The 25,973-nt window shown below is 71.0% G+C and carries 23 protein-coding genes and 1 tRNA gene; 20 read left to right on the top strand and 4 right to left on the bottom strand.

All coding sequences use genetic code 11. The features are described 5' to 3' along the window. Nucleotides 1-45: 45 nt before the first annotated feature. Complete coding sequence (locus Q9R47_RS07500) at nt 46-915, bottom strand: MOSC N-terminal beta barrel domain-containing protein (protein ID WP_311232581.1); 870 nt, start codon at nt 913-915, stop codon at nt 46-48. A gap of 92 nt (nt 916-1,007) precedes the next feature. Between Q9R47_RS07500 and Q9R47_RS07495 the strand changes: the two genes are divergently transcribed. The 4 genes from Q9R47_RS07495 to Q9R47_RS07480 all read left to right on the top strand — a co-directional run bounded on the left by Q9R47_RS07495 (nt 1,008) and on the right by Q9R47_RS07480 (nt 5,702). Next, nucleotides 1,008-2,171: an FAD-dependent monooxygenase gene (locus Q9R47_RS07495; protein WP_311232580.1), complete on the top strand. Its 1,164-nt coding sequence runs from the start codon at nt 1,008-1,010 to the stop codon at nt 2,169-2,171. A 75-nt stretch (nt 2,172-2,246) separates the two neighbouring features. Continuing rightward, entirely contained in the window at nt 2,247-2,990 is a 744-nt protein-coding gene (locus Q9R47_RS07490; RefSeq protein WP_311232579.1) for a DsbC family protein, read from the top strand. 43 nt (nt 2,991-3,033) lie between these two features. Then, nucleotides 3,034-4,848 carry a peptidase M61 gene (locus Q9R47_RS07485; protein ID WP_311232578.1) on the top strand — a complete coding sequence of 605 codons (1,815 nt, stop codon included), beginning with the start codon at nt 3,034-3,036 and terminating at the stop codon, nt 4,846-4,848. A gap of 74 nt (nt 4,849-4,922) precedes the next feature. Beyond that, entirely contained in the window at nt 4,923-5,702 is a 780-nt protein-coding gene (locus Q9R47_RS07480; RefSeq protein WP_013593304.1) for an enoyl-CoA hydratase, read from the top strand. A gap of 90 nt (nt 5,703-5,792) precedes the next feature. Here the strand turns inward: Q9R47_RS07480 and Q9R47_RS07475 are convergent, their stop codons facing one another. Beyond that, nucleotides 5,793-6,914, bottom strand: a complete 1,122-nt coding sequence (locus Q9R47_RS07475; protein ID WP_311232577.1) for a sigma-54 dependent transcriptional regulator — start codon at nt 6,912-6,914, stop codon at nt 5,793-5,795. A 341-nt stretch (nt 6,915-7,255) separates the two neighbouring features. Between Q9R47_RS07475 and msuE the strand changes: the two genes are divergently transcribed. From msuE to Q9R47_RS07450, 5 genes are all read left to right on the top strand, one after another. Beyond that, nucleotides 7,256-7,840, top strand: coding sequence for an FMN reductase (gene msuE, locus Q9R47_RS07470; protein WP_311232576.1), 585 nt, complete (start codon nt 7,256-7,258; stop codon nt 7,838-7,840). A gap of 79 nt (nt 7,841-7,919) precedes the next feature. After that, nucleotides 7,920-9,074: a dimethylsulfone monooxygenase SfnG gene (gene sfnG, locus Q9R47_RS07465; protein ID WP_311232575.1), complete on the top strand. Its 1,155-nt coding sequence runs from the start codon at nt 7,920-7,922 to the stop codon at nt 9,072-9,074. A 76-nt stretch (nt 9,075-9,150) separates the two neighbouring features. Beyond that, the gene (locus tag Q9R47_RS07460) at nt 9,151-10,440 is read left to right on the top strand and encodes an SfnB family sulfur acquisition oxidoreductase (protein ID WP_311232574.1); all 1,290 of its coding nucleotides are present in this window, start codon (nt 9,151-9,153) and stop codon (nt 10,438-10,440) included. 10 nt (nt 10,441-10,450) lie between these two features. Then, nucleotides 10,451-10,636, top strand: coding sequence for a DUF2252 family protein (locus tag Q9R47_RS07455; RefSeq protein ID WP_404977119.1), 186 nt, complete (start codon nt 10,451-10,453; stop codon nt 10,634-10,636). A gap of 96 nt (nt 10,637-10,732) precedes the next feature. Beyond that, nucleotides 10,733-10,993 carry a hypothetical protein gene (locus tag Q9R47_RS07450; protein WP_311232572.1) on the top strand — a complete coding sequence of 87 codons (261 nt, stop codon included), beginning with the start codon at nt 10,733-10,735 and terminating at the stop codon, nt 10,991-10,993. 114 nt (nt 10,994-11,107) lie between these two features. Here the strand turns inward: Q9R47_RS07450 and Q9R47_RS07445 are convergent. After that, nucleotides 11,108-11,184 (bottom strand) — tRNA-Met (locus Q9R47_RS07445). A 116-nt stretch (nt 11,185-11,300) separates the two neighbouring features. Between Q9R47_RS07445 and Q9R47_RS07440 the strand changes: the two genes are divergently transcribed. From Q9R47_RS07440 to mdoH, 6 genes are all read left to right on the top strand, one after another. Beyond that, nucleotides 11,301-11,777 (top strand): hypothetical protein, encoded by a 477-nt coding sequence (locus Q9R47_RS07440; RefSeq protein ID WP_311232571.1) that lies wholly within the window; start codon nt 11,301-11,303, stop codon nt 11,775-11,777. A 127-nt stretch (nt 11,778-11,904) separates the two neighbouring features. Beyond that, nucleotides 11,905-13,254 carry a tRNA (N6-isopentenyl adenosine(37)-C2)-methylthiotransferase MiaB gene (gene miaB, locus Q9R47_RS07435; protein WP_311232570.1) on the top strand — a complete coding sequence of 450 codons (1,350 nt, stop codon included), beginning with the start codon at nt 11,905-11,907 and terminating at the stop codon, nt 13,252-13,254. A 12-nt stretch (nt 13,255-13,266) separates the two neighbouring features. Then, nucleotides 13,267-14,727 (top strand): ATP-binding protein, encoded by a 1,461-nt coding sequence (locus Q9R47_RS07430; RefSeq protein ID WP_311232569.1) that lies wholly within the window; start codon nt 13,267-13,269, stop codon nt 14,725-14,727. Further along, nucleotides 14,717-15,457: a hypothetical protein gene (locus tag Q9R47_RS07425; RefSeq protein ID WP_311232568.1), complete on the top strand. Its 741-nt coding sequence runs from the start codon at nt 14,717-14,719 to the stop codon at nt 15,455-15,457. Before Q9R47_RS07430 ends, Q9R47_RS07425 begins: the two co-directional genes overlap by 11 nt. A 13-nt stretch (nt 15,458-15,470) precedes the next feature. After that, nucleotides 15,471-16,892 (top strand): sigma 54-interacting transcriptional regulator, encoded by a 1,422-nt coding sequence (locus Q9R47_RS07420; protein ID WP_311232567.1) that lies wholly within the window; start codon nt 15,471-15,473, stop codon nt 16,890-16,892. A gap of 289 nt (nt 16,893-17,181) precedes the next feature. Beyond that, complete coding sequence (gene mdoH / locus Q9R47_RS07415) at nt 17,182-19,266, top strand: glucans biosynthesis glucosyltransferase MdoH (RefSeq protein ID WP_311232566.1); 2,085 nt, start codon at nt 17,182-17,184, stop codon at nt 19,264-19,266. 146 nt (nt 19,267-19,412) lie between these two features. Here mdoH and ffh read toward each other — a convergent pair whose 3' ends face one another. Beyond that, entirely contained in the window at nt 19,413-20,795 is a 1,383-nt protein-coding gene (gene ffh, locus Q9R47_RS07410) for a signal recognition particle protein (protein ID WP_311232565.1), read from the bottom strand. Between the two features lie 86 nt (nt 20,796-20,881). Between ffh and Q9R47_RS07405 the strand changes: the two genes are divergently transcribed. Genes Q9R47_RS07405 through ampD form a run of 5 tightly spaced genes read left to right on the top strand, consistent with a single transcriptional unit; the run spans nt 20,882 to nt 25,789 of the window. Next, nucleotides 20,882-21,679 (top strand): cytochrome c biogenesis protein CcsA, encoded by a 798-nt coding sequence (locus Q9R47_RS07405; RefSeq protein ID WP_311232564.1) that lies wholly within the window; start codon nt 20,882-20,884, stop codon nt 21,677-21,679. Beyond that, entirely contained in the window at nt 21,676-21,909 is a 234-nt protein-coding gene (locus Q9R47_RS07400; protein WP_311232563.1) for a PP0621 family protein, read from the top strand. The genes Q9R47_RS07405 and Q9R47_RS07400 overlap by 4 nt, the downstream gene beginning before the upstream one ends. 18 nt (nt 21,910-21,927) lie before the next feature. Beyond that, nucleotides 21,928-23,631, top strand: coding sequence for an ATP-binding protein (locus Q9R47_RS07395; protein ID WP_311232562.1), 1,704 nt, complete (start codon nt 21,928-21,930; stop codon nt 23,629-23,631). 33 nt (nt 23,632-23,664) lie between these two features. Next, nucleotides 23,665-25,176: a sigma-54 dependent transcriptional regulator gene (locus Q9R47_RS07390; RefSeq protein WP_311232561.1), complete on the top strand. Its 1,512-nt coding sequence runs from the start codon at nt 23,665-23,667 to the stop codon at nt 25,174-25,176. Then, complete coding sequence (gene ampD, locus Q9R47_RS07385; protein ID WP_311232560.1) at nt 25,163-25,789, top strand: 1,6-anhydro-N-acetylmuramyl-L-alanine amidase AmpD; 627 nt, start codon at nt 25,163-25,165, stop codon at nt 25,787-25,789. The genes Q9R47_RS07390 and ampD overlap by 14 nt, the downstream gene beginning before the upstream one ends. Nucleotides 25,790-25,973 lie beyond the last annotated feature (184 nt).

Here is a 25,973-nt window from a genome sequence, read left to right as displayed (position 1 = left end):
AAAACCGGCGATTTTACCGGGCCGCCGTGGCGGGCCGCCCGCCGGTCAGTCGAACTGCCAGTCGGCCGATACGCGCTGGCCCACGCGCAGCACGCAGCCCGCGCCTTCCAGCACGATGGCGTTCGTGCCGAAGGTGATGGCGCCGTCCATGCGGCGGTCCTGCCGGTAGGCGCGCAGCGCGTCGCCCACGTCGGTGGTGCTTTCCGCCGTGGCCGGGTCGATGTCGGGGATCGGGCAGCGCGTGCACGGCTTCACGGGCTGCAGGCAGGCCTGCCCGCCGTCGGCATCGACGAACAGGGCGCCGATCCGGTCTTCGTCGTGCGCCTCGACGCCGGCGATGACGACGTTGGGGCGGAACCGCTCGATCGTGGCGGGCGGCGCGCCCATGCCGTCCAGGCGGTGGTTGAGCATCTCGATCGACGCTTCGCTGGCCACCAGCACGGGGTAGGCGTCGGCGAACTGGTTCGGCGCCTCGACACCGCCCGTCCAGCGCAGGCTGGAGAGCCGGCGGTGCGCCGGATCGAAGCGCACCAGACGGCACGGCAAGCCCAGGAACTCCGAGAACCACCGCGCGGCCCCGTCGCCCGCGTCCAGAGCGGGCACGGCGTCGTCCCACACGCGCACCGCCGCGGCCGGGCCCTTCGCCTGCATGGTGACGCGCAGCACCGGCATGCCGGGCGCCCGGAGAATCAATTCCGTACTGCCGAGCTCCGGTTGCACCAGCGCCATGCGCGGCAGGGTGCGCTGCGTGAGGAACTCGCCGTGCGCATCGACCACCATCCAGGCGCGGTCCCATTCCAGGCCGGTGGGCGTGAGCCGGGCCTCGCGCACCGCGATGCCCGCGCAGGACTTGACGGGATGGACGAAGAGGCGGGAGATGGTGCCGGCCAGGTCTCGGTCGGTGCGGAAGGTCACGCGGGGCTCCGGAAAAAGCAAGGTGGGGACGGGAAAGCCGGGGATTGTGCCTTCGGCACGGCGGAGCACGGGGCGGCTCCTACAATGGCCGCATGGCGCAATCCTTCGATGTCTGTATCCGTGGCGCGGGCGTGGTGGGCCGCACGCTGTCCCTGCTTCTCGCGCGAGAGCGCCTGCGCGTGGCCCTGGTGCCCGGCCCGGCGCCGGCCGCGGGCGGCCCCGATGTCCGGGCCTACGCGCTCAACACCGCATCGCGCGGGCTGCTGGAATCCGTGCGCAGCTGGCCGGACGCCGAACACGCCACGCCGGTGCTGCGCATGGACGTGCACGGCGACATGGGCGGCGAGGTCACGTTCGACGCGCAGCGCCATCCCGCCACCGAAGCGCTCGCCTGGATCGTGGACGTGCCCGCGCTGGAGGCGCGCCTGGCCGACGCGGTGCGCTTCCAGCCGCAGGTGGAGGTGGTCGATGCGCCCGTGCAGGCCGCGCTGACGGTGGTCTGCGAAGGCCGCGCCAGCCGCACCCGCGAGGAATTCGGCGTGCACTACGACGAAGTGCCCTACGGCCAGCATGCGGTGGCCACGCGGCTGCGCTGCGAGCGGCCCCACGGACAGGTGGCGCGCCAGTGGTTCCTGCCCGACGGCATCCTGGCCTTTTTGCCGCTGGAGGGCCCCGAGGGGAACTCCGTGGCCGTCGTGTGGTCCGTCAGGCAGGACGAGGCGCAGCGCCTCCTGGCCATGGAACCCACCGATTTCGAACAACGCATCCACGCCGCGAGCCAGGACACGCTGGGCGCCGTCACGCTGGACGCTCCGCGCGCCGCATGGCCGCTGCAGCAGGCACGGGCGGACCGCTGGTGCGGGCCGATGGCGGCCACGGCCGGCGGCCCGGCCCAGGGCAAGCCGAAGGCGGCACCCGCCCGCAGCTGGGTGCTCGCGGGCGATGCCGCGCACGCCGTGCACCCGCTGGCCGGCCAGGGCCTCAACCTGGGGCTGGCGGACGCGCAGGGCCTGGCCCGCGTGCTGCGCGAGCGCGACTATTGGCGCAGCGTGGCGGACCTGAAACTGCTGCGGCACTACGAACGCGAACGCAAGGCCGCGCTGCTGCCGATGGGCTGGGCCATGGACGGCCTGCAGCAACTCTTCTCCCGCAACGAGGGGCCCGTGCCCTGGCTGCGCAACTGGGGCATGCGCGGCTTCGAGCGCAGCGGCCTCGTCAAGGACTGGGTCACGCGCCAGGCCATGGGCCTGGGCTGACGTCCGCGCGGCACTCCCGGGCCGGCCCTGCCGCGCCGGCGGCCACACGACATTCACGCATCACGAAGGAAGACCATGAAACTGATTCCCGCCCTGCTCGCCGGCGCTGCCGCACTGACCTTCGGCTTCGGTGCCCACGCCCAGGAATCGGCGATCCGCAAGGCGCTGGGCAGCCGCATCCCGCAGCTGCAGAACATCGACGAGGTGCGCGCCACGCCCATGCCGGGCCTCTACGAGGTGCGCATGGGCACCGACGTCTTCTACACCGACGCCAAGGGCAACTACCTCATCCAGGGCGAGCTGATCGACACCAAGGCGCGCCGCAACCTGACCGAGGACCGCATCAACAAGCTCACCCAGGTGGACTTCGCCTCGCTGCCCCTGCAGGATGCCTTCACCATCGTGCGCGGCAACGGACAGCGCAAGCTCGCGGTGTTCGAAGACCCGAACTGCGGCTACTGCAAGCGCTTCGAGAAGGACCTGCAGAACGTCGACAACGTCACGGTGTACCTGTTCCTCTACCCGATCCTGAGCCCCGATTCGGCCGAGAAGTCGCGCAACATCTGGTGCGCCAAGGACCGGGCCGCCGCCTGGCAGGACCAGATGGTGCGCGACAAGGCTCCGGCGGCCGCGAGCTGCGACACCGCGGCCCTGCAGCGCAACCTGGCCTTCGGCAAGAAGCACAAGATCACCGGCACGCCCACGCTGATCTTCACCGACGGCTCGCGCGTGCCGGGCGCCATCGACGCGCGCGAGGTGGAAAAGCGGCTCGCCGATGCGGGCCCCGCCACCGGCACGCCCGCCCCCGCCGCGAACTGATCCATCGCCCGCCCGTACCCGCTTCCCTGCCCTCCGCCGCCGCATGCCCTCCCTTCGCCACCATGCCTCGCCCGTCCACTACCGGGTGGAACCCGCGCAGTTGCAGGCGCGCCTCTACCACGTCACGCTGACGGTGGAGCGGCCCGCCGCGCAGCAGGAACTGTCGCTGCCCGTGTGGATTCCCGGCAGCTACCTCGTGCGCGAGTTCTCCAAGAACCTGCAGAACCTGCGCGCCCGCCAGGGCGGCCACGAGGTGGCGCTCACGCAGCGCAGCAAGTGCCTGTGGCAGGCCGAGTGCCGCGAGGGTTCGCCGCTGGTGCTCACCTACGAAGTCAGCGCCTACGACAACTCCGTGCGCACGGCCTGGCTGGACGCATCCCGCGGCTTCTTCAACGGCACCAGCCTGTGCCTGCGCGTACACGGCCAGGAGGAGGCGCGCCACGACCTGGAAATCGTGGCGACGCCGGAGGTGGCGCACTGGTCCGTGGCCACCGGGCTCGCGTCGGAGAAGACCACGCGCGCGGGCTTCGGCACCTACCGCGCGGCCTCGTACGACGAACTGGTGGACTGCCCGGTGGAGATGGGTCCGTTCTGGAGCGCGCGCTTCACAGCCTGCGGCATACCCCACCGGCTGGTCGTGGCCGGCGCGGCGCCCTCGTTCGACGGCGAGCGGCTGGTGGCCGACACGCGCCGCATCTGCGAGGAAGGCATCCGTTTCTGGCACGGCGCGGGCTCGCCGCCCTACACGCAGTACCTGTTCCTGCTGAACGTGGTGGACGACGGCTACGGCGGCCTGGAGCACCGCAACTCCACGGCCCTGATCTGCGGCCGCCGCGACCTGCCGCGCCAGGGCGAGGCCAAGGCGCCCGAGGGCTACACGACCCTGCTCGGCCTCATCAGCCACGAGCATTTCCATACCTGGAACGTCAAGCGCCTGCGGCCCTCGGAGCTGGCGCGCTACGACTACGCCCAGGAGAACTACACGCGCCTGCTCTGGTTCTTCGAGGGTTTCACCAGCTACTACGACGACCTGCTGCTGCGGCGCGCCGGCCTGATCGACGATGCCGCCTACCTGCGCCTGCTCACCAAGACCGTGAACCAGGTGCTGCAGACGCCCGGGCGCCTCGTGCAGAGCGTGGCCGACGCGAGCTTCGATGCCTGGGTGAAGTACTACCGCCAGGACGAGAACACGCCGAACACGACGGTGAGCTACTACACCAAGGGCTCGCTGGTCGGCCTGTGCCTGGACCTGGCGCTGCGCCGCGAAGGGCGCACCACGCTCGACGACGTGATGCGCGCGCTCTGGGCGCGCTGCGACGCGGGCCCGATGACCGAGGACGACCTGCTCGCGGTGCTCGAGTCCCTCTCGGGGCGCCCGTTCGCGCAGGAGATCGCGGCCTGGGTGCACGGCACGGACGACCTGCCGCTCGCGGAACTGCTGGCCGCGCACGGCGTGGCGCTGCGTGCGGACACGGCGCAGCCCGCGCAGCGCCTGGGAATGCGGGTGTCCGAAACGCAGGGCCTGCAGGTGAAGGTGGTGCTGCGCGGCGGCCTGGCCGAAGCCGCCGGGTTCGCGGCCGGCGACGAATGGCTGGCGATCGAGACGCACGGCGAGACCTGGCGCGTGCAGCGGCTGGACGACGTCGCGCTCTATGCGGGCCGCGAGAAGCGCGTCACGGCCCTGGTGGCGCGCGACCGCCGCGTGCTGCGGCTCTCCCTGGCGCTGGAGCACGAAGGCACCGCGCCGCAGGACACCATCGCACTGTCGCTCGGCGATGCGGCGCTGGCGCGCCGCTGGCTGGACGGGCAGGCCCCGCCCGTGGCCGACTCCACGGCCGGTCCGGTGTCCGCGGCGTGACGGGTGCGGGGCCGTCCGGGGACGACCCTTCGGTATAGTCGTCCGCACCACAACGACAACCCAGGAGATACCCCGTGGCCTATGAAGTCATCGAGGTCCGCACCGAAGCGGACAAGGTCGGCGTCATCACGCTGAACCGCCCCAAGCAGCTCAACGCGCTCAACGACCAGCTCATGGACGAGCTGGGCGACGCGCTGGCCGCCTTCGACGCGGACGAGCGCATCGGCTGCATCATCCTCACGGGCAGCGAGAAGGCCTTCGCCGCGGGCGCCGACATCGGGGCCATGGCGAAGTACGGTTTCGCCGATGCCTACAAGGGCGACTACATCACGCGCAACTGGGAGCGCATCCGCTCCATCCGCAAGCCCGTGATCGCGGCCGTGAGCGGCTTCGCGCTGGGCGGCGGCTGCGAGCTGGCGATGATGTGCGACTTCATCATCGCCGCCGACAACGCGAAGTTCGGCCAGCCCGAGATCAAGCTCGGCGTGATTCCCGGCGCGGGCGGCACGCAGCGCCTGCCGCGCGCGGTGGGCAAGTCCAAGGCCATGGACATGGCGCTCACCGCCCGCATGATGGATGCGCAGGAGGCCGAGCGCGCCGGCCTGGTGAGCCGCGTCGTGCCCTACGACAAGCTCATGGACGAAGCGCTGGGCGCGGCCCTGGTGATCGCCGGCTTCTCGCAGGTGGCCGTCATGGCGGCCAAGGAAACCGTCAACCGCGCCTTCGAGGGCTCGCTCTCCGACGGCCTCATGTACGAGCGCCGCCTGTTCCACGCGCTGTTCGCCACGCAGGACCAGAAGGAAGGCATGGCCGCCTTCCTGGAGAAGCGCCCGGCGGCCTTCACGCACCGCTGAGCACGGCACCCGGCGCCGGCAGGGCCTGCCGCGTCCGAGGGGCGCGGAGCAGGCCAGGCCAGCGGACGCCGCGCAGCCGCCCGGGGGAGGTCATCTCGCCGCCGCGATGTCACCATGCTTGATGAGACGCGCCCGCAGGATGTTGCGGCTGATGCCCAGCAGGCGCGCCGCCTGCACTTGGTTGCGGTGGCAGAACTCGAAGGCGGCGCGCACCACCGTTTCCTCGATGCGTTCGTACAGCTGATCGCCCTGCTGCTGGAACAGGCCCGACAGCGCCGTCTCCAGCGCCTGCAGCGGTGCCGGCTCCGGCGGCGCGCCGCCTGCGGGGCGGCGCTGCAGCCCCAGTGAGGACAGCTGAAGGTCGTCGGCCAGCAGCACGCCGTGCCGGCAGATCAGCAGTCCGTGGTGGATCACGTTCTCCAGCTCGCGGATGTTGCCGGGCCAGTCGTGGGCGAGCAGCCTGCGCTCCGCGCCCGCGTCGAGCCGCACCGGGCCATGGCCGAGGCGGTGCCGGTACTCGTCGATGAAATGGCGCGCGAGCGGCAGGATGTCGCCGGGCCGTTCGCGCAGCGTAGGCAGCGCGAGGCTCACCACGTGCAGCCGGTAGAACAGGTCCTCGCGGAAATGCCCCGCGGCCACCGCGTCCTGCAGGCGCACGTTGGTGGCGGCCACCACGCGCACGTCCACGGGCACGCTCCTGCGGGCCCCCAGCCGCACCACTTCGCGCTCCTGCAGCACCCGCAGCAGCTTGACCTGGATCGACGGCGGCAGGTCTCCCACCTCGTCGAGGAACAGCGTGCCTCCATGGGCGGCCTCGAACCAGCCGGCCTTGGCGGTGAAGGCCCCCGTGAAGGCGCCCTTCTCGTGGCCGAAGAGTTCGCTTTCCACCAGCGTTTCGGACAGCGCGCCGCAGTTCACCGCCACGAACGGCTCCGCGCGCCGCGCGCTGAGCGCATGCACATGGCGCGCGATCAGTTCCTTGCCGGTACCCGTTTCGCCCAGGATCAGCACGTTGGCATCGCTGGGCGCCACGAGGCGGATGCGCTCGAGCAGCGCGAGCGAGCGTGGATCTTCGAACACCTGCGCGGTGGCGCGGATCGATGTGGGCATGGCCCGCGCGCCGGGCAGCGTGAGCAGGGGCGCCGCGTCCCGTGGCCGGGCCGGCGCATCGCCGTGTTCGGCAAAGGCAGGGAGGAAATGGACGGGTGGCATGGCAATCGAAGGAAGAACCGCGGCCGGCACAGGCGCTGCACTGCCGCTGAAAGCCATTGTCGGGAAGCCGCCCCTCCGGCGGCAAGTGAGGATTCCAACGATCGATAGACGGTTTGCGGCTGCCGCACGCGCATAAGCATGCGCGTTTTCCGGCGGATTGCTGCCCTGGCAGCAACCCGGCAGCAGGATGCTGCGCGGCAGACAGCCGGCGCAGGACCGAAGATCGCGCAACCCGTTGATTCCAAAGGGAAAGCCGGGTGGCACACAAGCTGCTGAAGAGTTGGCGGACACCGCGCCGCGGCGCCTTTTGCCTTCCCCTCTCCCGCAACGAATGGATCACCATGGCCCGAACACTGAATCTCGTCGCCGTCTCCGGCAGCCTGCAGCGCCCCTCGCGCACCCTCGCCCTCGTTGAACACCTCGTCGAAAAGATCGGCGACGCCGTGCCCGTCCGCGTGCGCACCATCGAACTCGGCACGGTCGGCCCGCGGCTGGCGGGCGCCCTCTACCGCAACCAGCTGCCGCCCGAGGTGGAGGCCGACATCGCCGCCGTCGAGCAGGCCGACGTGCTCGTGGTGGGCAGCCCGGTGTACCGGGCCACGTACTCGGGCCTGTTCAAGCACTTCTTCGACTTCGTACACCACGAAGCCCTGGTGGACGTGCCGGTGCTGCTGGCGGCCACGGGCGGCAGCGAACGCCATGCGGTCGTGATCGATCACCAGCTGCGTCCGCTCTTCAGCTTCTTCCAGGCCCGCACGCTGCCCCTGGGCGTGTACGGCACCGACAGGGATTTCACCGACTACCGCATCACCGACCCGGCCCTGCTCGCCCGCGCCGATCTGGCCGTGGCCCGCGCCCTGCCGCTGCTGCGCGCGGGCCGGGAAACGTCCGCGCCTGCCCGCCCGGTGCTGGCCGCCGTGGCCTGAGGGCCTGCCCGTCCGCGCGCCCATCCACACCGCCCTTTGCACGCCCCTGTCCTCCCTCCCCTTCCAAGGAGTCTTCACCATGAGCACATTCCGCAACGAGCCCGTCCAATTCGCCTACTGGGTGCCGAACGTCAGCGGCGGCCTGGTCGTGAGCACCATCGAGCAGCGCACCGACTGGAGCCTGGAGTACAACCAGCGGCTGGCGGTGGCGGCGGAGCAAGCCGGCTTCGACTACGCCCTGAGCCAGATCCGCTTCACGGCGGGCTACGGCGCGGAGCACCAGCACGAGTCCGTGTCGTTCAGCCAGGCCCTGCTGCACGCCACCACGCGGCTGAAGGTGCTGGCCGCCATCCTGCCGGGCCCGTGGAACCCGGCCGTGGTGGCCAAGCAGATCGCCACCATCGACCACATCTCGGGCGGCCGCATCGGCATCAACGTGGTGAGCGGCTGGTTCAAGGGCGAGTTCCAGGCCATCGGAGAGCCCTGGCTGGAGCACGACGAGCGCTACCGCCGCTCCAAGGAATTCATCCAGGCGCTCAAGGGCATCTGGACACAGGACCACTTCACCTTCAAGGGTGACTTCTACCGCTTCAACGACTACACGCTCAGCCCCAAGCCGCTGCAGAAGCCCCATCCGGAAATCTTCCAGGGCGGCAGCTCGCGCGCCGCGCGCGACAACGCGGCCAGCGTGTCCGACTGGTACTTCACGAACGGCAACACGCCCGAGGGCCTCAAGGCGCAGATCGACGACATCCAGGCCAAGGCGCGCGCCAACGGCCACACGGTGCGCATCGGCGTGAACGCCTTCGTGATCGCCCGCGATACGGAGGAAGAAGCGCAGGCCGTGCTGCAGGACATCCTCCGCCACGCGCACGTGGAAGCGGTGCATGCCTTCGGCGACGCCGTGAAGCAGGCCGGCCGTGCGTCGCCGGAAGGGGAAGGCAACTGGGCGAAGTCCACCTTCGAGGACCTCGTGCAATACAACGACGGCTTCCGCACCAACCTGATCGGCACGCCGCAGCAGATCGCCGAGCGCATCGTCGCGCTCAAGGCGATCGGCGTGGACCTGGTGCTGACCGGCTTCCTGCACTTCATCGAAGAGGTGGAGTACTTCGGGCGCAACGTGCTGCCGCTGGTGCGCGCGCTGGAGGCGCGCCCGGCCGCGGTGCCGGCGCAGGACGCCATCCCGGCGCAGCCGCGGCCGCAGCCTGCCCTGGAGACGGAGACGGCCTGAGCGGACCCGTCCGGCCCGCCCTGCACGCCGCTCCACGCCACGCCCGCACCACGCCGATCGAAGAAGAGGAACCACCATGTCCGCCGTGCTCCAGAACCCCGCCACCGCACACCCCGTCCGCCCGCACGCCCTGCAGGCGGCCCTGCAGCCCGGCCAGCCCGTGCCGGGGCTGCCGCGCCCCGCGGCCCCGGCCCAGGTGATCCGCGACGACGCCGAGGCCATCGCCGTCGCCCACCGCCTGGCCGAGCGCTTCCGCGAAGGCGCCGCACTGCGCGACCGAGACCGGCTCTGGCCGGTGGAGGAGATCGACGCCTATTCGCAGAGCGGCCTCTGGGCCATCAACGTGCCGCGCGCGCACGGCGGCGCGGAGGTGTCGTACGCGACGCTGGCGGAGGTCATCGCGATCATCTCCGCGGCCGACCCGTCCATCGGACAGATCACCCAGAACCACCTGGGCATCGTGGCCGCGATCCGCACCGTCTCGGACGAGGCGCAGCAGCGCCTGCTGTTCGGCGAGATCCTCGCGGGCGCGCGCTTCGGCAACGCCTTCTCCGAATCGGGCTCGCGCCGCGCCGCGGACTTCGAGACCCGCTTCGTGGAGGACGGCGATCATGCCGTGGTGAGCGGGCGCAAGTTCTATTCCAGTGGCGCGCTGCTGGCGCACTACGTGCCGATCGTGGCCAACGATCCGCAGGGCCGCGCCTGGTACGCCATCGCCGAGCGCGATGCGCCCGGCCTGTCGGTCATCGACGACTGGAGCAGCTTCGGCCAGCGCACCACGCTGAGCGGCACCGTGCTCATCGACCGCGTGCGCGTGCCCCGCTCCCACCTCGTGCCCGCCTGGAAGGGCTACGACAGCCCCTCCGCGGACGGCGCGATCTTCCAGATCATCCAGGCCGCGGTGGACGTGGGCATCGCCCGCAACGCGATCGAAGACACCCGGGACTTCGTGCGCACCCGGACCCGCCCCTGGGTGGACAGCCAGCGCGACACCGCCGCCGAGGACCCCTACACCATCCACGCGGTGGGCGACCTGCAGATCCGCCTGCATGCGAGCGAGGCGCTGCTGGAGCGCGCGGGCCGCGCCATCGACCGCGCGCTGGCCGCGCCCGGTGCGGACACCGTGGCCGCCGCGCAGATCGCGGTGGCCGAGGCCAAGGTTCTCTCCACCGAGATCGCCCTGCAGGCCGCCAACCAACTGTTCGAACTCGCCGGCACGCGCTCCACGCTGGGCCAATACCACCTGGACCGCCACTGGCGCAATGCGCGCACCCACACGCTGCACGACCCGGTGCGGTGGAAGTACGCGATCGTGGGCAACTACTACCTGAACGGAGTGAAGCCGCCCTTCCACGCATGGAGCTGACTCCCCGACGCTGCCGGACGGGCGCACCTGGGACCTCGTGCGGCTGCTGGCCAGCCTGCGGGTGGGTGCCCGCAGCCTGCGGCTCGAGCCCCTCGCGGTGGAAGAGCTCTGCACGTCCTTCCTGTCCGCCTACGTGCAGGCCCTCGGCGACGGCAAGGCGTACTGGATCGGGCCTTCCTCGACAGCCGCACCGTGAAGAAGGGCCGCAAGCGCACGCTGCGCACCGACGGGGGCAAGGCCCTGCCCGCATCCGACGCCCAGCGCGCCGCGGTGCTGGATTTCATGGAAACCTTTGCCCGGGCGCAACCGCCCGACCCGCACCATCGCCGGCATCCGCGGCGTCGTCGCCACCATGGGCCGGCTGGTCGCCTGGGGCCAGCTGCGCAGCGCCGGCCGCCAGGGCTCGGCCATCGCGGACGAACTGATCGACTACGCGCGCCGCGGCAAGTTGCAGGCGAAGCTGCAGGCCGCCGCGGCGGAGATGGCGGAGAAGACGCTGCGCGACGCGGCCGGATACAACGCAGCTTACGACGACGGGGTGCTCCGGCTGTGAGCCGCTCGGCCCACGAGACGCTGCGCGTTCAAGGTGCGGACGCACGCACCGGAAGTACCCGGGCGGGAATGAAAAAAGCCCTGCAGGCTTGGGACCTGCAAGGCTTTTCGGTTCTGGTGGCGCTTCACGGATTCGAACCGCGGACCTGTGGATTATGATTCCATCGCTCTAACCGACTGAGCTAAAGCGCCTGAGCCCTCAAGTATAGCGCTTTTTTCGGAGCGCACAACAACTTCCTGCACCGTTCGATTCCGCCCACGGAACGCCCACGGGGCCGGGCCGTAGAATTCCGCCCTTCAGCCCCTGGATGAACACCATGACCCGCTGCAAGAACACCACCACCCCACCCGCCGCCCTGCCCCGGGCCACCCCGCACCGCACGAAGGCGATGGCCGCGCTGCTGCTCGCCCTGTGCGCGGCCACGGCCTCCGCCCTGCTGCCCACTCCGGCAGCGGCGCAGGAAGTGCAGCCCGGCATGGGCAACCTGCGCAACTTCCCCGAGGCCGCGCAGCGCGGCACCCTGGTGGTGCTCAGCACGGCCGAAGCCAAGCTCAATGGCGACACCGTGCGCACGGCGCCCGGCCTGCGCATCTTCAGCCCGCAGAACACGCTGGTGATGGCCCACTCGGTGATCGGCCAGTCGTTCACGGTGAACTACACGATCGAGCCGTCCACGGGCCTGCTGCACACCGTATGGATCCTGACCAAGGCGGAAGCCGCGGTGCCGCGCAAGGGCAGCGGCGGCGGATCGTTCTTCGATTCGCTGTTCGGCTCCGGCCGTTGACGGCGAGGCCGTCGCCGCGGCCACCGCCACGCCCCCGTTTTTCTCGATGATGTCTCCGGCCGCCCCAGCGCGGCCCGGACGCGGCGCCCGCAGGGTGCCGCCTTTCCCTTTCCCGGAACTTCCCGCCATGGCCAAAAAAGTCTTCGTCAAAACCTTCGGCTGCCAGATGAACGAGTACGACTCGGACAAGATGGTGGACGTGCTGCATGCCGCCCAGGGCTACGAGCCCACGCAGAACGCCGAAGAGGCCGACCTGATCCTGTTCAATACCTGCTCGGTGCGCGAGAAGGCGCAGGAGAAGGTCTTCAGCGACCTGGGCCGCTTCAAGCACCTGAAGGCGCGCGGCGTGAAGATCGGCGTGGGCGGCTGCGTGGCCAGCCAGGAGGGCGACGAGATCATCAAGCGCGCGCCCTATGTCGACGTGGTCTTCGGCCCCCAGACCCTGCACCGCCTGCCCGAACTGCTGGCCAAGCGCGAGGCCCTGGCGCGCCCGCAGGTGGACATCAGCTTTCCCGAGATCGAGAAGTTCGACCACCTGCCGCCCGCGCGCGTCGAGGGCGCGAGCGCCTTCGTCTCCATCATGGAAGGTTGCAGCAAGTACTGCAGCTACTGCGTGGTGCCCTACACGCGCGGCGAGGAAGTCAGCCGGCCGTTCGACGACGTGCTGGTGGAGGTGGCGGGCCTGGCCGACCAGGGCGTGAAGGAAGTCACGCTGCTGGGCCAGAACGTGAACGCCTACCTGGGCAAGATGGGCGGCACGGCCGAGGTGGCCGATTTCGCGCTGCTGCTGGAATACGTGGCCGACATCCCGGGCATCGAGCGCATCCGCTTCACCACCAGCCATCCCAACGAATTCACGCAGCGCCTGGTCGACGCCTACGCGCGCATCCCCCAGCTGGCCAGCCACCTGCACCTGCCCGTCCAGCACGGCTCCGACCGCATCCTGATGGCGATGAAGCGCGGCTACACGGCGATGGAATACAAGAGCACCATCCGCAAGCTGCGCGCCATCCGGCCCGATCTGGCGATGAGCAGCGACTTCATCGTCGGCTTCCCCAGCGAGACCGAGGACGACTTCGCCAGGATGATGAAGCTCATCGACGACATCCACTTCGACAACAGCTTCAGCTTCATCTTCAGCCCCCGCCCCGGCACGCCGGCCGCGGGCCTGCACGACGACACGCCGCACGAGGTCAAGCTGCGCCGCCTGCAGGAGCTGCAGGCCGTGATCAACGCCAACATCCGCTCGATCAGCGAAAGCCGCGTGGGCACCGTGCAGCGCATCCTCGTGGAGGGGGCCTCCAAGCGCGACGGCAGCGAGCTGATGGGCCGCACCGAATGCAACCGCGTGGTGAATTTCGCGGGCCATCCCCGGCTCATCGGGCAGATGGTCGACGTCACCATCACCGAGGCCAAGGCCTACACGCTGCGCGGCGAGGTGGCCATGGCAGGCCACGGCGCACTGGCCACGCACTGAGGACGGGTGCGCATGGGCTTCGCCGCACGCATCTTCCGCCGCCAGCAGGGCGTCGCCGCGCTCGGCGGGCTGTCGTTCCAGCAGATGCTGCTGCTGGCCTTCCTGCTGATCGCCGGGCTGCAGGGAGCGAGTTCGCTGCGCGCCATCTTCACGCTGGAGCAGCTCATGGTGCAGAGCCGCCATGGCGCCGCCGAGGCGATCCAGCTCAACGCCGCCGCCCAGAGCCTGAACGCGCGCAGCCAGACGATGGAACGGGCCGCCCGGCAGTCGCTGGTGCTGGCCGACCGCACGCTGCGCCGCCGCTTCGACGACATCGCCCGCGAGGCGCGCGACATCCTGCAGCGCCTGGAGGCCAACGGCCTGCCGCCGGACCTCGCCGTCCAGTGGCGCGCCCACCTCGACCAGGTGAACACCCTGCTGGAGGGCCCGCCCGCGCTGTCGCTGGACAACGAACGCGCCGTGGCCGGGCTGTTCCTGGAGATCGACGGCGTCAACGGCGCCATCGTCCAGACCGTGCAGGACATCAACGCACGGCGCAGCACCGAACTGCAGGAAAAGATCGAGGCCAGCCGCCGCGAGGTGACGCACCAGGTGGTCGGCGTGATCGTGCTGGCGCTGGTGCTCGCGCTCGCGCTGGGCATCTGGCTCGCCCGGCCGTTCAGGCACCTGCGCCACGCGATCCGCCTGCTCGGCGAGAACGAACTCGCGCAGCCCGTCGACATCCCGGGGCCGGTGGACGTGCGCCGCGTGGGCCAGCAGCTCGAATGGCTGCGCGTGCGGCTGCTGGAGCTCGACGCCGACAAGGCGCGGTTCCTGCGGCACGTCTCGCACGAACTCAAGACCCCGCTCGCCTCGATGCGCGAGGGCGTGGCGCTGCTGCAGGACGGCGTGACCGGCGAACTCACGCCCGGCCAGCGCGAGGTGGTGGACATCCTCCACCAGAACACCCTGGTGCTGCAGGGCGAGATCGAGGCGCTGCTGCGCTTCAACGCCGCCGCCTTCGAGGCGCGGCAACTCCATCGCACGCCCACCGACCTGCTGGCGCTGATCGAGGCCCAGGTCGAGGCGCAGCGCCTGCACTGGCAGGCCCGCAAGCTCGACGTGGTGGTGGAGGGCCGGCCCGTGACGCTGCCGATCGATGCCGAGAAGATCGCCTCGGCCGTGGGCAACCTGCTCTCCAACGCGATCCGTTTCTCGCCGCGCGGCGGCAGGATTTTGATTCAACTCATACGTTTCGAAGACCTCATCCGCATCGATGTGGCCGACGAAGGTCCCGGCGTGCATGAAAATGACCGTGCCCGCATCTTCGAGCCCTTCTACCGCGGAGTGCGGCAGCCGGAAGACGCCGCCCGCGGCACCGGCATCGGCCTGTCCATCGTCCAGGAATACGTCGCCGCCCACGGGGGGCGCGTGAGCCTCGTCGAGGCCGGCGAACGTACCCCCTTCCGCATCGAACTGCCCCATGCCTCTTGACCACCTGCTGCCGGGCTCCCGCGCACTGTCCGCCGGCCCGGCGATCCGCCTTGCGCTGTGTACGCTGGGGGCGGCGCTGACGCTCGCGCTCTCCGGCTGCGCCGCGCCGCCCGAGCCCGCCGCCGAGCCCCCGGCGGCCCCGCCAGCCGCCGCGCCGCAGCCCGCGCCGGAGCCGGACATGGACAAGCCCGATCCGGACACTGCCGCCGCCGGGCCGTCCGCGCCGGGCGAAGCCCTCGACGCACCGAAGCCCGAGCGCACCGCCTCCGTCTCGCTGCCGCGCCAGATGCTGCAGTACGCGGACCGCGTGCGCGGCCTGTCGCCGCCCGAACTCACGGCCGAGATCGCCCGCCTGTCCGATGCGCAGTCCGGCAGCGGCGCCGCACCGGAAACCGCCTTTCAGCTGTCGCTGGCCCTGCTGCAGACGCGCCAGCCGGCCGACACGGCCCGCTCCCTGGGGCTGCTACAGAAGCTGCTGGCCGACGGCCGGCCGGCCGCGGTCCTGCTGCAGCCGCTCGCGCGCCTCGTCGAGAACCGCCTGCTCCAGCAGCGCCGCCTGGAAGACCAGGCGGACCGCCAGGGCCAGCAGATCCGCGACATGCAGCGCCGCATCGACCAGCTGAACGAACGCCTGGAGGCGATGCGCGCCATCGAGCGCAGCCTCAACGCCCGCCCGGGCGCGCCCGGCAACGGCCGCTCGCACCCGGCCTCCGCCGACACCCCCCGCTGACCCGGTCCCGCGCATGCCCGCCCCGTCCTCCCCGAAAGCCCCGCCCTCCGCGCCCCGGCCGCGCATCCTCGTCGTGGACGACGACGCCGACATGCTGCGGCTGCTGTCGCTGCGGCTCAATGCGGCGGGCTACGACATCACGGCCGTGCCCTCGGCCGAGGCCGCGCTCGCGCAGCTGGAGACCCACCGGCCCCAGCTCGTGCTGAGCGACGTGCGCCTGCCCGGCCGCGACGGCCTGGCGCTGTTCGACGAGGTGCGCGCGCGCCATCCCTCGCTGCCGGTGATCCTGCTCACCGCGCACGGCACGATTCCCGACGCGGTGGAGGCCACGGCGCGCGGCGTCTTCACCTACCTCACCAAGCCCTACGACGCCAAGGACCTGCTCGACAAGATCGCGCAGGCCCTGGCGCTGAGCGCGCCCGCCACCCGGAGCCCGCAGTCCGACAGCACCTGGCGGGCGGAGATCGTGAGCCGCTCCAACCGCATGGCCGACCTGCTGGCCGAGGCCCACATGGTCGCGCAGTCGGACGCCAGCGTGCTGCTGCTGGGCGACAGCGGCAGCGGCAAGGAGCTGCTGGCCCGGGCCATCCACCGCGCCAGCCCGCGCGCGGCGCGGCCGTTCGTGGCCGTGAACTGCGGCGCCATTCCCGAGGCCCTGCTGGAGTCCGAACTGTTCGGCCACATGAAGGGCGCCTTCACCGACGCGCACAGCAACCACAAGGGCCTTTTCCAGGCGGCCGACGGCGGCACGCTGCTGCTCGACGAAATCGGCGACATGCCGCCGGCCCTGCAGGTCAAGCTGCTGCGGGTGCTGCAGGAGCGGGCGGTGCGCCCCGTGGGCGCGAGCCAGGCCACGCCCGTGAACGTGCGCATCGTCTCCGCCACCCACCGCGACCTGGAGGCCGCCATGGCCACCAGCCAGTTCCGCGAAGACCTCTACTACCGCCTCAACGTGGTCACGCTGACGCTGCCCACGCTGGCCGACCGGCGCGAGGACATCCCGCTGCTGGCGAACCACTTCCTCGATCTGTTGTCCCGCAAGTACGACAAGCGCCTTTCGGGTTTCTCGCCCGAAGCCCTCAAGGCGCTGACGGCCGCCCCGTGGCCCGGCAACGTGCGGCAGCTCTACAACGTGGTGGAGCAGGCCTGCGCGCTCTCCACCACGCCCCTGGTGCCGCTGGGGCTGGTGCAGCGCGCCCTGCGCACACCGACGGCCCAGGTGCTGAGCTTCACCGAGGCGCGGCAGCGCTTCGAACGCGAGTACCTGGTGGACCTTTTGAAGATGACGGACGGCAACGTCGCCGACGCCGCACGGCTCGCGCAGCGCAACCGTACGGAGTTCTACCGCCTGCTGCAAAAGCACGCGCTCACGCCCGGCCAGTTCAAGAGCGATGCGGCCGCCGGCGATGATGTCGCCGAAGAGCGACAAGACTAAGTCGTTGATTCCAAAGGGAATTCACTTTACCTGCGTGGAATCGGTCGCCGGATTGCGACAAAAACCGGGGTTTTGGGCCCGCCCAGGCACCCTGCACAACTGCTTACACGGAAAAGTGCACGCAACTCCTTGATTTCAAAGGATTTTTCCAGGCTGGCACAGGGTTTGCCCTATTGCTCGCATGCAACAGGCCTACCCCCCCTCCAGCGATGCGCCGACACCGGCCGCAACGCGTTCGCGAGAGGGTTACGCACCTGCCCTGGAACACCACAACCGAGTGAGCACAACCATGGAAACCCTATCCTCCCGACCGGATGCCGCGCCCCGCAAACCCGCGGGCGTCGCCGCTCCCGCTGTGGTGGCGCGCCGTGGCGCACGCTATCCCCGCCCGGTGGAGTCGTCGCGCAGCACGCTGCGCGAAGAACGCCATCCCAATTCGCTCACCGCACCGCCCGTGCACCGCGGCTCGATGGCACCGCTGCCCTGGCGCGGTTTCTGGAACAGCATCGGCACGGCCCTGCTGATGCGCCTCAACGGCCGCGGCAAGGCGTCAGCCGGCACGGCTGCCGCGCCCCGCGAAGGCTGGGAGCGCATCGCCGGCCAGCGCCGCAACATCTTCCTGCTGCTGGCCCTGGCCACCAGCGCCCTGGCCACCACGCTCTTCGCCGGCGTGCAGCCCAACTACGACAGCGCCTGGCTCGAATACGGCCAGCTCGCCCTGTTCGCCCTGCTCTCCACCTGGGTGGTGACCGGCTTCCTCACGGCCATGATGGGCTTCTGGGTGATGCTGCGCGGCGACCGCCATGCCCTGTCGGCGAAAAGCGTCCGCAACGACGTGCTGAGCCCCGATGCGCGCACCGCGATCATCATGCCGATCTGCAACGAGGACGTGTCCACGGTGTTCGCAGGCCTGCGCGCCACGTGCGAATCGGTGGCCGCCACGGGCCACGCGAAGACCTTCGACGTGTTCATCCTCTCCGACAGCTACGACCCCGAGATCGCCGCCGCCGAGCGCGCCGCCTGGGAAGAGCTGCGCGCCGTGCTCGCGGCCAATGCCAACCAGCCGCAGGTCGAGGTGTACTACCGCCTGCGCACGCGCCGCAGCCACCGCAAGGCCGGCAACGTGGCCGACTTCTGCCGCCGCTGGGGCAAGGACTACAAGTACATGGTGGTCCTCGACGCCGACAGCGTGATGAGCGGCGACTGCATCGTCTCCATGGCCAAGCTGATGGAAGCCCATCCGCGCGCCGGCATCATCCAGACCGCCACGCAGGCCATCGGCCACGTCACGCTGCACGCCCGTGCGCAGCAGTTCGCCTCGCGCGTCACCGGCCGGCTGTTCACGCTCGGCATGCAGTACTGGCAGCTGGGCGAGTCCCACTACTGGGGCCACAACGCCATCATCCGCGTGAAGCCCTTCATGGACCACTGCGCCCTGGCCCCGATCAAGGGCACCGGCGGCATGAGCGGCGGCATCATGAGCCATGACTTCGTCGAAGCCGCGCTGATGCGCCGCGCCGGCTACCACGTGTGGCTGGTCTCCGATCTGGTGGGCAGCTACGAGCAGCAGCCGCCGGACCTGCTGTCCGAACTGCAGCGCGACCGCCGCTGGTGCCAGGGCAACCTGCAGAACGCGCGCCTGATGGCCGAGCCCGGCATCCACCCCGTGCACCGCGCGATGTTCGTGACCGGCGCGATGGCCTACCTCTCGGCCCCGCTGTGGCTGGCCTTCATCACATTCGGCACCGTGTTGTGGCTCTCCGGCGCCCGCCTCGTGGCCGACTGGAACGTGCTGCCCGGCGAGCTGATGGCCCTGTGGGCCTGGACGCTGTGCATGCTGTTCCTGCCCCGCGTGCTGGGCGTGACCGCCATTCTCATGAAGGGCGAACAGAAGCAGTACGGCGGCACCGCCAGCCTGCTCAAGAGCGCCGTGCTGGAAAGCGCCATGGCCATCCTGCAGGCTCCCATCCGCATGCTGGGCCACTCGCTGTTCGTGCTGATCGCCCTCACCGGCCTGAAGCTCGACTGGAAGTCGCCCCCCCGCGAAGCCAATGCCGTGCCCTGGAGCGATGCCCTGCGCCAGCTGGCCCCGATGAGCATCGTCATCGCCCTGCTGGGCGCCGGCGTGGCCCTGCTCGACCCCACCGCCCTGGTCTGGCTGATGCCCGTGGGCCTGCCGCTGGTGCTGGCCATCCCGCTGGTGGTGCTGTCCAGCCAGATCGCCCTCGGCCGCACCCTGCGCGCCCAGCGCCTGCTGCTGATCCCCGAGGAATCGTGGTCGCCGCCCGTGCTGCGCCGTGCCTGGATGCACGCCACCCAGCTCAAGAACGGCGGCCCGCAGCGCCAGCCCGCTCCGCTGCTGAAGGCGGCCTGACGCCCCTTTGCCCCTCGTGCGCGCCCGGCGCGCACTTCCAGGCCGGCCCCTACCCAGGGCCGGCTTTTTTCATGGGCGCACGCCGTGCATGGACAAAGAAAAAGCCCCGCGGTGGCGGGGCTTCGTCATGGAGGCATCGAAAAGGATCAGAACGGCAGCTTGGGCATGCCGCCCCCGCCGCCGAAGCCCTTCATGCCGCCCATCTTCTTCATCATCTTCATGAGGCCGCCGCCCTTCATCTTCTTCATCATGCCCTGCATCTGGTCGAACTCGTTGAGCAGGCGGTTCACCTCCTGCACCTGAACGCCCGCGCCGGCCGCGATGCGCTTCTTGCGCGTGGCCTTGATGATCTCGGGCTTGCGGCGCTCCTGGGCGGTCATGCTCTGGATGATGCCTTCCTTGCGGCGGATGTCCTTCTCGGCCTTGTTCATGTCCACCTGGCCGGCCTTGGCCATGAGTTCGGAGGGCAGCTTGTCCATCAGGCTGGAGATGCCGCCCATCTGCTTCATCTGCTGCAGCTGGCCCAGGAAGTCGTTCAGGTCGAAGCCGTCGCCGCTCTTGACCTTGGCGGCCAGCTTCTGCGCGGCCTCCAGGTCGACCCCGGCGCTCACCTGCTCCACCAGGGCCACGATGTCGCCCATGCCCAGCACGCGGCCGGCATGGCGCTCGGCGTCGAACACCTCCAGGCCGTCGATCTTCTCGGACACGCCCGCGAACTTGATCGGCGCGCCCGTCACCTGGCGCACCGACAGCGCCGCGCCGCCGCGCGAATCGCCGTCGAGCTTGGTCAGCACGATGCCGGTGAGCGGCAGCGCCTCCTTGAAAGCCTTGGCGGTGTTCACCGCATCCTGGCCCTGCATGGCATCGACCACGAACAGCGTCTCGACCGGGTTCAGGGCCGCGTGCAGCTCCTTGATCTCGTTCATGAGCGCCTCGTCGATCGCGAGGCGGCCGGCCGTGTCGACCAGCAGCACGTCGAAATAATGGCGGCGGGCGTGGTCGATCGCGGCGCGCGCGATGTCCAGCGGCTTCTGGTCCGGCGTGCTGGGGAACCACTCGGCGCCGGCCTGCTTCGTCACCGTCTTGAGCTGCTCGATGGCCGCCGGGCGGTACACGTCGCCCGACACGGTGAGCACCTTCTTCTTTCGCTTCTCGATCAGGTGCTTGGCGAGCTTGGCCGTGGTGGTGGTCTTGCCGGCGCCCTGCAGGCCCGCCATCAGGATCACGGCCGGCGGCTGGGCGGCGAGGTTGATGTCCGACACGCCCTCGCCCATCGTCGCGGCCAGTTCGCGGTTCACGATGGAGACCAGCGTCTGCCCCGGCTTGAGCGAGCCCAGCACTTCCTGGCCCAGGGCCTTTTCCTTCACGCGGGCGATGAAGTCGCGCACCACCGGCAGGGCCACGTCGGCCTCCAGCAGCGCCATGCGCACCTCGCGCAGCATGTCCTGCACGTTGGATTCGGTGATGCGGGCCTGGCCACGCATCTCCTTGACGAGCCGGGAGAGTTTTTCGGTGAGGGCGGATGCCATGGGACGTGTTCCGGTTGGGCGGGCCGGACGTGCATCCGGGCGCGGGCCGCGCGGGGCGCGGCGGTGGCGGGCTAAACTGTGGGCCCATGATTTTACCCAGCGTCTCTCCCGCCCACTGGCTGCTCTCCCTGGGCGCGGCGCTGGCCTACGCGGTACCGGCGCTGGCGGCCTCGCGGATCGGCGCCGAGCGCGGCCGCGCGGCGCTCTGGGTGGCCTGGGTGCTGCATGCCGCCGTGCTGGCCTGGGGCCTGCTGGGCAGCGTGCCGCGCTTCGGCTTCGCGCCCGCGCTCTCCATGACGGCGTGGCTGGTGCTCACCGTCTACGCGATCGAGCACCAGGTGTTCCCGCAGATGCGCACGCGCTGGATGCTGGCCGCCCTGGGCGCGGCGGCGGTGCTGCTGGCCCAGGTGTTTCCCGGGCAGCCGCTGCACGTCAACGCCTCGGCCTGGCTGCCGCTGCACCTCGCGCTGGGCATCGCCTCCTATGGCCTGTTCGCCGCGGCGGTGGTCCATGCCTGGCTGATGACGCGGGCCGAGCGCCGCATCCGCCTGGCTGCCGATCCGCGCAGCGGCGTGCCGCTGCTCACGCTGGAGCGGCTCACCTTCCGCTTCGTCGTGGCCGGCTTCGTGCTGCTCACCGCCACGCTCGCGGCCGGCCTGTTCTTCGGCGAGACGCTCTACGGCCGGGCCTGGAACTGGGACCACAAGGCCGTGTTCTCCGTGCTTTCGTGGCTCACGTTCGCCGTGCTGCTCATCGGCCGCTCGCGCTTCGGCTGGCGCGGCCGGAGCGCCGTGCGGGTGCTCTACGCCGGGGCCGGGCTGCTGCTGCTCGCCTACGTGGGTTCGCGCTTCGTGCTCGAAGTGGTGCTGGGGCGCTCGCTGTGAAATACCTCCTGCTGCTGCTCGTGCTGGCCGTGGCCTGGTGGCTGTGGCGCGGCGGCGCGCGCCGCGGGCAGGTGGCCGCGGACGCCGGGCGCCGCCGGCTGGCCACGCCGCAGGACATGGTGGCCTGCGCCCACTGCGGCGTGCACGTGCCCGCGCCGCAGGCGGTCGTGGAAGGTGGCCGCAACTACTGCAGCCCCGAGCACCAGCGCCTGGGCGCGCGCCAGGGCTAGGCACGCACCGAGCCGCCCGTGCCGCACTGGTCCCCGTCCACCCTGCAGGCGCCTGCGGCGGACCCGCCCTTCCTGCGCCTCTGGACCAGCTTCCTCGCCGGCCGGGTGCTGGTGGCGGTGGCGCTCTTGCTGCTGCAGGCCCTGGGGTTCGCCTTCAACCAGCACGCCGAGCCGGTCCTCGCGACCCTGTGCACGCTGTATCTGCTGGCCACCGTGATGGCGCTCGCGTTCTCGCGCGCCGCGCCCCCGCCGCCGCAGGCCGGCATCCGCTGGCTTCCCACCATCGGGGTGGATCTGGCGGCGATCATGGGGCTGCAGATCCTGCAGTCCGGCGCGATGAATTTCACGCCGCTGTTCGGCCTGCCCATCCTCATGGCCGGCGTGCTCGGCTCCCTCACGCTCGCGCTGGGCACGACCGCCGCCGCCACGCTGATGCTGCTCGCCTGGACCTGGTGGCTGGGCGGCGCCGGAACGGCCGAATCCACGCAGCGCTACTTCCAGGCGGCGCTCACCGGCACCGGCTACTTCATCGTGGCCTACCTCGTGCACCAGCTGGCCACACGCCTGCACCGCGAGCAGGAGCGCGCCCAGGAGGGTCTGCTCGCCGCCAAGCTACAGGAGCAGGTGAGCGCGCTGGTGATCGACCACCTTTCGGACGGCGTGCTGGTGGTGGACGGCGGCGACACGGTGCGCCTGGCCAACCCCGCGGCCCTGCTCTTCCTGGGCGGCGCGCCGACGCCCGCGCCGCCCTTCGCCCTCGGCGGCACGCCCTCCTGGGCGCCGCTGCTGGACCTGGCCCGGCAGACGTTCCAGAAGGCCCAGCCGCAGAGCGCCGGGCTGGACGTGCTGCACCCGGGCCAGAGCCCGTTGGCACTGCACGTGCGGACCTGGCTCACGGCCTCGCCCCTGGTCGCGCCCGGCACCGGCGGGGCGCAGCTGTGCGTGATGTTCCTGCACGACCTGCGCGAGATGGAGGCCCGCCTGCGCACCGAGAAGCTGGCCGCCATGGGCCGCATGTCGGCGGCGGTGGCCCACGAGATCCGCAACCCGCTGGCGGCCATCGTGCAGGCCAACGCGCTGTTGGAAGAAGACCTGGCCGATCCCGCGCACCGGCGGCTCACCCAGATGGTGGGGCAGAACGCGGACCGGCTCGCCCGCATCGCGGAGGATGTGCTGGACATCGCGCGCGTGCAGCACCAGATCCACCATGCGCCCGCGGGCGTGCTGCCGCTGGACGACACCGTGGCCCAGGCCTGCCGCGACTGGATGGCGCACGCACCGCGGGGCCGGCGCGCGCACCTGGCGCTGCATACCGCGGGCACGCAGGTGGAGTTCGACGCCGAGCACCTGCGGCGGGTGCTGGTGAACCTGCTGGACAACGCCCTGCGCTACATGGGCGGGGAACCGGATTCGCTCTGCATCGCCACGTACGTGAATGGCGCGGGCCAGGCCCACCTGCAGGTCTGGAGCGACGGCGCACCGCTGGACAAGACCGTGGAGCGCCATCTGTTCGAGCCCTTCTTCTCGTCGGAGAGCCGCTCCAGCGGCCTGGGCCTCTACATCTGCCGCGAACTCTGCCAGCGCCACGGAGCCTCCATCGCCTACCAGCGGCTCACGCGGGTGCTGGAGCGCGGCGCGGTCGGCGGCAACGCCTTCACCGTGGCCTTCCGGCGCGCCCACCGGCCGGGGCCGGCCTCGCTGTTTGACACAATCGTCGTCTGAGAAGGCCCTCCGCGCCCCTGTACGCTCCCTGCCATGAACGCCCCCGCCGCCACCATCCTGGTCGTCGACGACGAACCCGACCTGCGCACGCTCTACGAACTCACGCTGCTGCGCGAGGGCTACCGCGTGGAGACGGCGGCCACGGTGGAGGAGGCGCGGCGCCAGCTGCAGGCCCGCCGCTTCGACGCCGTCATCACCGACATGCGGCTGCCGGACGGCTTCGGCATGGAGCTGCTGCAGGACCTGCGCCAGCAGAAGCGGCGAGAGCGCTGCGTGGTCATGACCGCGTACGGCTCGGCCGAGAATGCGGTCGAGGCGCTGCGCTCGGGAGCCTTCGACTACCTCACCAAGCCCGTCGATCTCAAGCAGTTCCGCTCCGTGGTCGCCTCCGCGGTGCAGGGATCGGGCGGCGTGCCTGCGCCGCGCTCGCCGCGGATGGGCGCATCCGCGCACCAAGCCGGTGCTGCGGGCGCGGGCGCGCCCTCGGATCTGGAGCGCCTCGTCGGCGAATCGGAGGCGATGCGCAACGTCAAGCAGCGCATCGCCAAGGTCGCGCGCAGCATGGCACCGGTGCTGATCCGCGGCGAGTCGGGCACCGGCAAGGAACTGGTCGCCCGGGCGCTGCACGCCAGCAGCCAGCGCGCCGACGGCCCGCTGGTGGCCGTCAACTGCGGCGCCATCCCCGAGAACCTGCTGGAGGCGGAATTCTTCGGCGCGCGCAAGGGCTCCTACACCGGCGCGAACGCGGACCGGGACGGCTACTTCCAGGCCGCGCGCGGCGGCACGCTGTTCCTGGACGAGATCGGCGACCTGCCGCTGGCCATGCAGGCCAAGCTGCTGCGCGCGATCCAGGAGCGCAGCGTGCGCCCCCTCGGCTCCACCCAGGAAGAGACGGTGGACGTGCGCATCGTGAGCGCCACCCACCGCGACCTCGCGGCCGACGTGCAGGCGGGGCGGTTCCGCCAGGATCTCTATTACCGCCTGAACGTGATCGAGATCGTGATCCCGCCGCTGCGCGAGCGCCGCGAGGACCTGCCGGCCCTGTGCGCGGCGCTGCTCGACCGCATCGCCGGCGAGGCCGGACTGCCCGTGCCCGCGCTCACGGCACAGGCCCTCGCGGCGCTCGCGCGCCATCCGCTCACCGGCAACGTGCGCGAGCTGGAGAACCTGCTGCACCGCGCCGTGGCGCTGAGCGATGCGGAAGACCTGCACATCGAGGAAGGCCCGGCCCCGGGCAGCGCCGCGGCGCCGGCCCCGCGCCCCGCAGCGGCTCCTGCTGCCGCTCCCGCGGGCGCGGCGGCGGCCGACGGCGCGGGCGATGCGCACCCGGGATCGACCGTGCCGCTGCCCGCCGACCTGCAGGGCTGGCTGGACCAGCAGGAGCGCGAGATCCTCGTGCGCGCCCTGCGCGAGCACGGCTTCAACCGCACCGCCACCGCCGCACGGCTGGGCATCAGCCTGCGGCAGATCCGCTACCGCATCGACCGGCTCGCGATCGCCACGCCGCAGGACGACGACGCGCCCGACGACCATGCACCCTGCTGACACCTCCGCGCCGCCGCCCGGCGGCGGACCCGCCTGCGATGCCCCATGGCGCGGCGGCTGGTACGCGCCGGCCACCGCCCTGCCCTCGCCGAATTTCGGCGCACGCCCCCACGGCACGGCCATCGACCTCGTCGTGGTGCATTCCATCAGCCTGCCGCCCGGCGCGTACGGCACCGGCGAGGTCCAGCGCCTGTTCACCAATGCGCTGGACTGGGACGCGCATCCCTATTACGCCGGCATCCGCGGGCTGCAGGTATCGGCGCACTTCTTCATCGAGCGGGACGGGAGGCTCTGGCAGTTCGTGGGCTGTGACGACCGGGCCTGGCATGCCGGCCCCTCGGCCTACCGGGGCCGCGGGAACTGCAACGATTCGTCGATCGGCATCGAACTCGAAGGGCTGGAGGGCGATCGCTTCGAGCCCGCGCAGTACCAGGCGCTCGTGGTGTTGTGCCGCGACATCGCGCACCGCTATCCGGTCGCCCACATCGCGGGCCACGAGCACGTCGCGCCGGGGCGCAAGCGCGATCCGGGCCCCGGTTTCGACTGGAATGCCCTGGAGCGGGGGCTCGACCGGCCGGGCATCGCCTTTCCGCCGCAAGTCAACCCCTCCTGACCGGCCAGCAAGGGTTTTCCCGAACCGCTGGCGCGGGTGCGGGCAAATCGCGACACTCGCTCCCCTTGCGCGTTTCCAGCACCGGCGCAGGCCCGGCACGCGATCCTGCCCCGCAACGCGCGCCACGCCTCGCATCGCGCTTCGGGATCTCCGTTCGGCGCGGCTTCGCAGCCCATGCTTGGGA

The organism is Acidovorax sp. PRC11 (genome assembly GCF_031844105.1).
Taxonomy (GTDB): Bacteria; Pseudomonadota; Gammaproteobacteria; order Burkholderiales; family Burkholderiaceae_C; genus Paracidovorax.
This window is presented reverse-complemented; position numbering and strand designations above follow the sequence as displayed.

Excerpts from the sequence above, each read along its gene's own strand:
- Q9R47_RS07495 (WP_311232580.1), top strand. The coding sequence starts at position 1,008 with ATGGCGCAATCCTTCGATGTCTGTATCCGTGGCGCGGGCGTGGTGGGC.
- Q9R47_RS07490 (WP_311232579.1), top strand. The coding sequence starts at position 2,247 with ATGAAACTGATTCCCGCCCTGCTCGCCGGCGCTGCCGCACTGACCTTC.
- Q9R47_RS07485 (WP_311232578.1), top strand. The coding sequence starts at position 3,034 with ATGCCCTCCCTTCGCCACCATGCCTCGCCCGTCCACTACCGGGTGGAA.
- Q9R47_RS07475 (WP_311232577.1), bottom strand. The coding sequence starts at position 6,914 with ATGCCACCCGTCCATTTCCTCCCTGCCTTTGCCGAACACGGCGATGCG.
- msuE (WP_311232576.1), top strand. The coding sequence starts at position 7,256 with ATGGCCCGAACACTGAATCTCGTCGCCGTCTCCGGCAGCCTGCAGCGC.
- sfnG (WP_311232575.1), top strand. The coding sequence starts at position 7,920 with ATGAGCACATTCCGCAACGAGCCCGTCCAATTCGCCTACTGGGTGCCG.
- Q9R47_RS07460 (WP_311232574.1), top strand. The coding sequence starts at position 9,151 with ATGTCCGCCGTGCTCCAGAACCCCGCCACCGCACACCCCGTCCGCCCG.
- Q9R47_RS07440 (WP_311232571.1), top strand. The coding sequence starts at position 11,301 with ATGAACACCATGACCCGCTGCAAGAACACCACCACCCCACCCGCCGCC.
- miaB (WP_311232570.1), top strand. The coding sequence starts at position 11,905 with ATGGCCAAAAAAGTCTTCGTCAAAACCTTCGGCTGCCAGATGAACGAG.
- Q9R47_RS07430 (WP_311232569.1), top strand. The coding sequence starts at position 13,267 with ATGGGCTTCGCCGCACGCATCTTCCGCCGCCAGCAGGGCGTCGCCGCG.
- Q9R47_RS07425 (WP_311232568.1), top strand. The coding sequence starts at position 14,717 with ATGCCTCTTGACCACCTGCTGCCGGGCTCCCGCGCACTGTCCGCCGGC.
- Q9R47_RS07420 (WP_311232567.1), top strand. The coding sequence starts at position 15,471 with ATGCCCGCCCCGTCCTCCCCGAAAGCCCCGCCCTCCGCGCCCCGGCCG.
- mdoH (WP_311232566.1), top strand. The coding sequence starts at position 17,182 with ATGGAAACCCTATCCTCCCGACCGGATGCCGCGCCCCGCAAACCCGCG.
- ffh (WP_311232565.1), bottom strand. The coding sequence starts at position 20,795 with ATGGCATCCGCCCTCACCGAAAAACTCTCCCGGCTCGTCAAGGAGATG.
- Q9R47_RS07405 (WP_311232564.1), top strand. The coding sequence starts at position 20,882 with ATGATTTTACCCAGCGTCTCTCCCGCCCACTGGCTGCTCTCCCTGGGC.
- Q9R47_RS07390 (WP_311232561.1), top strand. The coding sequence starts at position 23,665 with ATGAACGCCCCCGCCGCCACCATCCTGGTCGTCGACGACGAACCCGAC.
- ampD (WP_311232560.1), top strand. The coding sequence starts at position 25,163 with ATGCACCCTGCTGACACCTCCGCGCCGCCGCCCGGCGGCGGACCCGCC.